Annotated in this window: 1 protein-coding gene; it reads left to right on the top strand. The window is 66.1% G+C overall.

Translation table 11 applies throughout. The features are described from left to right. The first annotated feature begins 239 nt into the window (after nucleotides 1-239). Nucleotides 240-1,442, top strand: coding sequence for a M24 family metallopeptidase (locus PVW46_RS16140; protein ID WP_069210482.1), 1,203 nt, complete (start codon nucleotides 240-242; stop codon nucleotides 1,440-1,442). Nucleotides 1,443-1,486 lie beyond the last annotated feature (44 nt).

The following is a 1,486-nucleotide window of genomic DNA, read 5'->3' as shown; positions in this document are numbered from 1 at the left end:
GGGGAGCGCGAGGGGCTGGCCCCTCGCATCCCACGGCAACCAGATCGCCGGAGGCCTCTCATCCGAAAACGACATGGCTTTTGTCGCCGAGACACTTGCACATCCTGCCGCAACGCAGCATCCTGTCGACGGGCAGGCGATGGCGTCGCCATTTTTCAGCCCCTCAACCGTCCTGAACGCCGGGACCTTGCTTTGCCAGCGCGGTAGAGGAAGGCCCCGCCGCGCCTCAGGAGGGTTTCATGGAACGTCCCCAACACTATCGTTTTCACCAGGGTCAAAAGTGCCTGCCGTTCGCGCCCGAGGAATACGAGGCCCGGCTTGCCGGTCTGCGCGCCGCACTGGCCGAGGCCGGGCTCGATGCCGCCATATTCACCTCGATGCACAACATCGCCTACTACTCGGGCTTTCTCTACTGCAGCTTCGGGCGCCCCTACGGCCTTGTCGTGACGCAATCAGAAAGCGTGACCATCAGCGCCGGGATCGACGCCGCCCAGCCCTGGCGGCGCTGCCACGGCGACAACATCACCTATACCGACTGGGAGAGGAACAACTACTGGCGCGCCATCGCCTCGGTCACCGGCACCGGCAAGGCGCTGGGTTATGAAGGCGATCACATGACCCTGGCGCAAAAGGCGCTGATGGACAGCTTCCTTGCCCCCGCCAGCACCAGCGACATCGCCCCCGCCACCATGCGCCAGCGGATGCACAAGTCCCCGGCCGAGATCGCCCTGATCCGCCACGGCGCCCAGGTGGCCGATGTCGGCGGCTACGCGATCCGCGACGCGATCCGCGAAGGTACGCGCGAGATCGACGTGGCCATGGCGGGCCGCGACGCGATGGAGCTGGAGATCGCCAGACGGTTCCCCGAGGCCGAGTACCGCGACACCTGGGTCTGGTTCCAGTCCGGGATCAACACCGACGGGGCGCACAACCCGGTCACGGGTCGGGTGCTGGAACGCGGCGATATCCTCTCGCTCAACACTTTCCCGATGATCTCGGGCTATTACACCGCGCTGGAACGCACGCTTTTCGTGGGCGAGGTCGACACCGCCAGCCTCGAGGTCTGGGAGGCCAATGTCGGCGCGCATGAATACGGCATGAGCCTGCTCAAGCCGGGTGTCTCCTGCGCCGAGGTGACCCGCAAGATCAACGCCTTCTTCGCCGAGCGCGACCTGCTGCAATACCGGACCTTCGGCTACGGCCACTCCTTCGGCGTGCTGTCGCACTACTATGGGCGCGAGGCGGGTCTGGAACTGCGCGAGGACATCGACACGGTGCTGGAACCGGGCATGGTGATCTCGATGGAACCGATGCTGACGATCCCCGAGGGTCAGCCCGGCGCCGGCGGATACCGCGAGCATGACATCCTGGTCGTCACCGAGGACGGCGCCGAGAACATCACAGGCTACCCCTACGGACCCGGCTTCAACGTGGTGGGCTGAACCGCCCGCCATGCGACCCCGTCCCGGGCTTGCCCCGGGACCTC

This window comes from Mameliella sp. AT18, from assembly GCF_028807275.1.
Lineage (GTDB): Bacteria > Pseudomonadota > Alphaproteobacteria > Rhodobacterales > Rhodobacteraceae > Antarctobacter > Antarctobacter albus.
This window is presented reverse-complemented; position numbering and strand designations above follow the sequence as displayed.